Here is a 7,264-nt window from a genome sequence, read left to right on the forward strand (position 1 = left end):
CCCCCCATGTCGATCTTATCGTGATGCTGCGCCCCACGATCTGCTGATAGAGGGAGACCGACTCGGTGGGGCGCAGCATCACGATAAGATCGACATGGGGGGCATCGAAGCCGGTGGTGAGCACCGCCACGTTGACCAGAAACTTGAGCTCCCGCGCCTTGAAGGCGTTGATAAGGGCATCGCGCTCCGGCCCCGGCGTCTCGCCGGTGATAAGAGCTGCCTGCTGGCCTCGGGCGCCAAGCAGGCCGTGAATTTCCCGTGCATGCTCGACGGTGGCGGCGAAGATCATCACCCCCTGCCGGTCGGCAGCATACTCCAGCACCTGACTCAGGATATGGGGGGTGACCCGCTGCTGGCGCTTGAGCTCGCCGTTGAGATCTGCCTCGCTAAAGAGGCCATTCTCCCGCGGCACCAGCTTGCTGAAGTCGTAGTGGACTATGGGAGCATCCACCATGCGCGGCGGCGTCAGGTAGCCGTTTTTGACCATAAAACGCAGGGGCAGCTCGAACACGCAGTCGCCGAACAGCCGCTCGCCGTGGCTCTTGACCATGCCGTGGTAGTGGCGCCGGTAGATCCAGCCCAGCCCGAGCCGATAGGGGGTGGCGGTGAGGCCGAGGATCTTGAGGGCGGGATTGGCGGCCTTGAGGTGGTCGATCACCTGATGGTACTGGCTATCGTCATCGAGCGAGACCCGATGGCACTCGTCGATGATAAGCAGCGAGAACGCACCGTCGAAGGCATCCAGATTACGGGCGACCGACTGCACCGAGCCGAACACCACCTGGGCGCTTGCCTCTTTGCGATCCAGGCCAGCAGCGAAAATATCGGCCTTGAGCCCCCACGCCTCGTACTTGGCGTGGTTTTGCTCCACCAGCTCCTTGACGTGGGTCAGCACCAGCACCCGACCGCGTGCCTTGCGGGCCAGTTCGGCAATCACCAGACTCTTGCCAGCCCCGGTGGGCAGCACCACCACGGCGGGATCCGGGTGTTTGCGAAAGTGGCTGATCACGGCGTTGACGGCGTCGGTCTGATAAGGTCTGAGAACGAACATGAGGGCGTGGCGTTTTGGCATGGTACGGCGCAGGGTGGCGCCATTATAGGGTGCTTGCCGCCACAAAAACAGCGGGCCGGCATGATGCCGGCCCGCAGGGTGCCTAGGTGCTGATCAATGGAACGGGAAGATGTAGTTCATCCAGCTTGCCATGCGCAGCAGCACTTTGCGCATCACAGATACATGGTGGAAGTAGTGGGTATAGATGGCAGCCTGCCCGCTGGAGCCTGCAATTACCTGATATTTGGCCCACTCGGGGTCGGTAATAGAGATGACTACCGGCAGGCGACCCGGACGCACCGCCGTGGTCTGATCCAGCAGACCGGCGTTGGCCTGCACGTTACCAGCGGCAATGGCCGGAACCACGGCGGTCACCTTGCCTTTGAAGATTTTGCCGGGTACGCCATCGATCACCACTTCGGCCTCATCGCCCACCGCCAGTCGCTGCATGCTGTTCTGCCAGAACCAGCCCACATAGGCGGTATCGTTCTGGTGGATGAAGGTCATCACCGGACGGTACATGAAGGGGGTGGCTATCATGCCGGGGCGCAGGGCCAGTTGCACCACATGGCCATCACTCGGGGCATAGACTACGGTTTGGGCCAGCTGATACTTGGCTTCCAGCAGCTGGGCTTGCAGATCGTTCAGGGTGGCTTTCTGCTGGTCAATCTGGGCTACGATATCGTCTACGTTGGCCTGGCTGACATCCAGATCCCGCTGTTTGCCAACATTGCGTTGCATCAGCTCTTTGGCGCGATCCCGATCCAGTTTGGCGGAACGCAGTCGCGCCTCGATGGATTTGAGGTGCTCGCGGTTGGATTCGACCCGTGCGGTGAGGCTCTCCACTTTCAAGCGAAACGGCTCGTCATCTATGCGAAACAGCACATCTCCTTTTTTCACCGGCTGATTGGCCTGCACCGGCACCTCGACCACCCGGCCCTTGACCAGCGGTACGATGGGGGTGGAAACGTAGTAGTTACGCGCCATCTCGGAGTAGGGGTGGTTGTAGTTCATCAGCATGATCAGGGTGCCGATGAGCACCACGCCACCCAGTGCTGCGGTGGGGACGGTCCACTTGTTGAGCGGGATGCGGAAGATTTTGAATACGGCCACACACAGTGCCGTATAAGTCAGGATCAGTAGCAGGTCCATGGTTTATCCCTGTTGCTCACTCTGTTCGATAGTGTTGATACGGCTCTTCAGATCCGCCAACTCCTGCTTGAGGGTCGCCAGCTCCTCTTCATCTTTTTGCAGCCGCTGACTAAAGCCCCAGCCGCGATCGGGGCGATAGAGGGTGGCCCAGATCCAGAGGAAGGGCCACAGCACATGCAGGGTAAACAGGCTGACCCAACCTGCCACGTGAATGGCATCCTGATGAGGGTGATTGCGATGTTTGGCAATCTCGTAAGGAATATCGTGGATCACGATGATTCCATAAAAAATGACCAGCCCGACAAAGATGAGCAGGCCAAGAGCAAAATAATCAAGGGCCATTTATAACCTCCACTGGCATGAAGCACAGCTTAATCATTGGTTCCAACAAGCACTAAAGCAATTAAGAATCACACATTTATCGTCAGTTCGCCCGGAATCTTAAAGCTATTCGCTGTATTGAAGCTGAAGCCATTCAATAGTTGCATTATTAGTCTTTTTGTCATTAAAAAAGGCGCCATCAGGCGCCTTTTTGTGCTGCTTTCGCTGCATTTTTTGCTGTTTTTACCCTTCGCTGGTACTGCTGACCAGCGGCTGGCGGAACTTCATCAGGAAGGCCACGGTAATGGCTGCCGTTGCCGTCAGGCCGATAATGGTGGAGGTCCCCATCTCCAGCCCGAACCCTATGGGGGCGTTGGCCAGATAGGTGATCACGACAGCAGTCATGAACATGGCGGGAATGGTACAGATCCAGTGCAGCTTGCCCTCTTTGATGAGGTAGGCAGCCGCAGCCCACAGCATGATGACGGCGGTGGTCTGGTTGGCCCAGCCGAAGTAGCGCCAGATCACCCCGAACTCGGCCTTGGAGATGATGAAGCCAAGGATAAACATGGGGATGGCGATGAGCAGGCGCTTCATCAACGGCTTCTGGGTCATCTTCAGGAAGTCCGCCACGATCAGGCGCGCACTGCGAAACGCGGTGTCACCGGAGGTGATGGGCAGGATCACCACGCCGAGGATGGCCAGAATGCCGCCCACGGTGCCGAGCAGGCTGGTGGAGACTTCGTGTACCACGGCTGCCGGGCCGCCGTTGGCCATAGTAGCGTTGAGTGCTTCGGTACTGTCGTAGAAGGAGAGACCCAGGGTGCACCAGATCAGGGCGATGATCCCTTCACCGATCATTGCGCCGTAGAAGATGAAGCGGCCGGATTTTTCGTTCTGCATGCAGCGCGCCATCAGCGGTGACTGGGTGGCGTGGAAGCCTGATACCGCGCCACAGGCGATGGTGATGAAGAGCAGCGGCCAGAGCGGCAGTTCGGTCGGGTGCAGGTTGGAGAAGTCCATCCCGGTGTTGTAGAAGCCTTTGCCGGAGACGATCAGGCCAATGATGAGGCCGACCGACATGAAGACCAGCAGGGCGCCGAAGATGGGGTAGAAGCGGCCGATGATCTTGTCGATGGGGACTATGGTCGCGAGGATATAGTAGGCAAAAATCGCCACGATCCAGTAGACCAGATCGGTGGATGTGAGGTTGGCGAGCAGCCCTGCCGGGCTCAGCACGAACACCACGCCCACCAGCATCAGCAGCACTACGGCAAACAGGTTCATGAAGTGCTTGGCGGCGGTGCCCAGATGCTCACCCACCACGGTTGGCACCGAGGCACCCTTGGCGCGTACCGACAGCATGCCAGAGAAATAGTCATGTACCGCACCGGCGAAGATGCAGCCAAAGACGATCCAGAGCATGGCGACCGGGCCGTAGAGGGCACCCAGGATGGGGCCGAAGATGGGGCCGACACCTGCGATGTTGAGCAGTTGAACCAGATAGACTTTCTTGTCCGACATGGGGACATAGTCCACCCCGTCAGCCATGGTGATGGCGGGGGTTTTCAGCTCGGGTTTCGGGCTGAATATCCGTTCGATGAATTTGCCGTATATGAAGTAGCCGGCCACAAGTAAGCCGACACAGAGGAAGAACCAGATCATTGCTACGCTCCTGCATTGTTATTTTTTAGTGTGCAGAGCGAGTCTAAAACGGTTGCGCCTGACTGGCAGGTGAAACTCCCCGAGCGGCGCTTTGGCGCGCCGAGCGGTCGGCGGCTGTGATCCGGCGCACACTCCGCGGTTCAGTCCAGCCCCAACTGATCTTTGAGCTCCTTGAGATAGCGACGACTAACCGGCACCCGGGCGCCGCTCGGGGTGACAATCTCTGCCAGCTGGTTATCCAGCAGCCGGATCTCGAAGATGGCGTTGGGGGAGACCAGATACTGGCGGTGGCAACGCAGCAGTGGGCTCTTTTCTTCCAGCGATTTGAGGGTGAGCTGGGTGTGGAACAGCTCCCCCTGACAGGCCACATGGACCCCGCCCAGATCGGAGAAGGCATACTCCACCTGTGCGATGGGCAGCAGCCGGACCCGATTGTGCAGATAGCCCGGAATATGTTCGATAGTCGGGGCCAGCCGCTCGATGGGCTGCGGGGCGATATCCTGCTTGAGGCGAGCGAGGGTCTTGGCGAGCCGAGCGGGCTCCACCGGCTTGAGCAGGTAGTCGAAGGCGTTCTCTTCAAATGCCTGAATGGCATACTCGTCAAAGGCGGTGACAAAGACGATGCGGGGCAGGGGGTCGAGCATGGCGACCAGCTCCATGCCGCTCAGCTTGGGCATCTGGATATCGAGGAACACCACATCAGGCTTGAGGCGCTGAATAAGCGGCAGCGCCTTGATGGCGTTGGCCGCTTCCCCCACGATCTCGATGGCAGGATCGCAGGCCAGCTGCTGCCTCAGCTCTTCGCGGGCGTAGTGTTCGTCATCGACTATCAGGGTGCGGATCATGGTTGCTCCTTGGGGATGGTGAACGAGACCCGGGTCCACTGTTCCGGCTCGCAGGCAATAGTCACGCCATAGCGCTTGCCAAAGGCGCTTTTCAGTCGCCGGTCGACGATGGTCATGCCCAGACCGTCGCCAGCGGGATGCGCTTGCCAGGTGCCTGCATTATCTTCCACGTGGATGGTGACGCTGGTGGGATGCTCATCGGTATAGAGGCGAATGCGCCCTTGCTCCAGCAGGCTCGAGATGCCGTGCTTGATGGCATTTTCGATCAGCGGTTGCAGGGTGAAGCTGGGCAGTCGCAGTGTGGCCAGATGGGGCGGGATCTCGTTTATCACCGTCAACCGATCGCCAAAGCGGGCCAGCTCGATCTCCAGATAGGATTGGCAGTGCTCCTGTTCCTCCTGCAGGGTCGCAAGGCCGCTCTGGCGTTTGAGGTTCTTGCGAAAGAACAGCGAAAGATGCAGCAGAAGGTCTCGCGCCTTGTCCGGATCACGCCGGGTGATGGCACTGATGGTGTTGAGGGTGTTGAACAGAAAGTGGGGGTTGATCTGGGCCTGGATAAGTTTCAACTCGGACTGGACCAGCAGCCGCTGATGCTGCTCCAGCCGACCTGCCAGCAACTGCTGTGACAGCAGGTTGGCAATCCCTTCCCCCAGGGTGTGGTTGATCTTGAGAAACAGCCGCTTCTTCGGCTCGTAGAGCTTGATGGTGCCGATCACTCCTTTGTCTCCCTGCAGCGGGATCACCAGCACCGAGCCCAGCTGGCATGCGGGGGAGAGGCTGCAGCGATAGGGCTGGCTGTTGCCATCGGCAAACAGCACCTTGTTGTGGGCGATGGCCTTCATGGTGATGGCTGACGCAATGGGGGTACCCGGCAGATGGTGATCTTCGCCGGTGCCGATAAAGGCGAGGATTTGCTCGGTGTCCGTGATGGCGACAGCCCCCACGCCGGTCTCCTCCTGAATGATGCAGGCAATCTTGTTGCTCGCCTCCGGGGTAAAGCCCTGACTCATGATCCCCACTGTGCGGTTGGCAATATTGAGCGCCTTGGCGGAGAAGACCCGGGAGAACTTCTCATACATCTGCTGCTGGTCGCGGATCATGCTGATAAAGAGCGCCGCGCCGCAGGAGTTGGCCAGAATCATCGGGGTGGCGATGGTGCGCACCAGCAGCAGGGATTTGTCGAACGGGGTTGCCACCAGCAGGATGATGACCATCTGCATGATCTCGGCATAGAGGGTGGTAAAGAAGGCGATACGCGGTTCAAACAGGGCATCTGTTCGCCCCGAGCGCATCAGTCGCCAGTGCACTATGCCCCCGAGCAACCCCTCGCAGGTGGTGGAGATGGCGCAGGCGAGATCGGTAAATCCCCCCAGCGTATAGCGGTGCAGACCGCCGGTCAGCCCCACCAGAAAGCCCACCAGCGGCCCCCCCAATAATCCTCCCAAGACGGCGCCGACTGCCCGGGTGTTGGCGATGGCATCGTCGATATCGAGGCCCACATAGGTGCCGAGGATACAAAAGCTGGAAAAGATGATGTATATCAGTATCTTGTGAGGTAGTCTCACGGAATAGTTGGCAAGCGGGCGCAGCAGCGGGCTTTTCGAGAAGAGATAGGCGATCACCAGGCTGACGCTCATCTGTTGCAGCAAGGAGAGGACCAACTGCATAAAAAACGCTCCTCATCAGCCAGCTGAAAAAATAGCCAGCCCGTGAATAAGTGTGATCAGGATCTTGTTCTGTTGGCCCAACTGGGCGCAACGGGCCGTCAGTTTGCCAGAACAAGTGGATAAAACCATATTAAATCAGCATGTTAAATTGATATTTGTGTAAGCGGCAGTGGGTTGATATTGATGGATGGAGCATGAATGTATCCGCTGGATACGCCACACGGAGGTGGCATGCTCCGCCCAGCCCCTTGGCTGGGCGTTTTTTATACATGGTCAGTTGGCAACCTTCTGATAGGGGTTTGAGCAATTATTCCGGTTTGTCCAATGAGTTATCCCCAGCTTCTGGGGATAACTCAGAATGCAAAGTAGTAGCAGAAGCGGCGGGTCAGGTTGAAGAACTGCCGTTGTCCCTCATCGAGCTCTTCCTGTTTCAATACTCCGGTAATAATACGCTCGTCTTCCCGCAGGTCGATCATGGCGACCGCTTCCGGCCGCTGGGCCTTGATATAGGGCAGGATCTTCGGTTTGAGGGGCATGGTGGGCTCGGTGGATAGCACCAGCGC

General features: G+C 58.6%; 6 protein-coding genes and 1 pseudogene. All 7 read right to left on the minus strand.

Translation table 11 applies throughout. The features are described 5' to 3' along the window. Positions 1 to 1,051: DEAD/DEAH box helicase (locus DBR30_RS01915; RefSeq protein ID WP_146181344.1), on the minus strand; the 1,051-nt coding region annotated here is incomplete at its 3' end. Positions 1,052 to 1,165: 114 nt separating this feature from the next. Beyond that, positions 1,166 to 2,203 (minus strand): HlyD family secretion protein, encoded by a 1,038-nt coding sequence (locus DBR30_RS01920; RefSeq protein WP_108539882.1) that lies wholly within the window; start codon positions 2,201 to 2,203, stop codon positions 1,166 to 1,168. A 3-nt stretch (positions 2,204 to 2,206) separates the two neighbouring features. After that, positions 2,207 to 2,545, minus strand: a complete 339-nt coding sequence (locus tag DBR30_RS01925) for a DUF3302 domain-containing protein (protein WP_108539885.1) — start codon at positions 2,543 to 2,545, stop codon at positions 2,207 to 2,209. Positions 2,546 to 2,767: 222 nt separating this feature from the next. Then, positions 2,768 to 4,189 carry a carbon starvation CstA family protein gene (locus DBR30_RS01930; protein ID WP_108539888.1) on the minus strand — a complete coding sequence of 474 codons (1,422 nt, stop codon included), beginning with the start codon at positions 4,187 to 4,189 and terminating at the stop codon, positions 2,768 to 2,770. Positions 4,190 to 4,329: 140 nt separating this feature from the next. Beyond that, positions 4,330 to 5,034, minus strand: a complete 705-nt coding sequence (gene btsR / locus DBR30_RS01935) for a two-component system response regulator BtsR (RefSeq protein ID WP_108539893.1) — start codon at positions 5,032 to 5,034, stop codon at positions 4,330 to 4,332. Further along, positions 5,031 to 6,701 (minus strand): sensor histidine kinase, encoded by a 1,671-nt coding sequence (locus tag DBR30_RS01940; RefSeq protein ID WP_108539896.1) that lies wholly within the window; start codon positions 6,699 to 6,701, stop codon positions 5,031 to 5,033. The genes btsR and DBR30_RS01940 overlap by 4 nt, the downstream gene beginning before the upstream one ends. 353 nt (positions 6,702 to 7,054) lie before the next feature. Then, positions 7,055 to 7,264, minus strand: a pseudogene (locus DBR30_RS01945) (HD-GYP domain-containing protein); the annotation flags it as partial.

The organism is Aeromonas sp. HMWF017 (assembly GCF_003061465.1).
Classification (GTDB): domain Bacteria; phylum Pseudomonadota; class Gammaproteobacteria; order Enterobacterales; family Aeromonadaceae; genus Aeromonas; species Aeromonas veronii.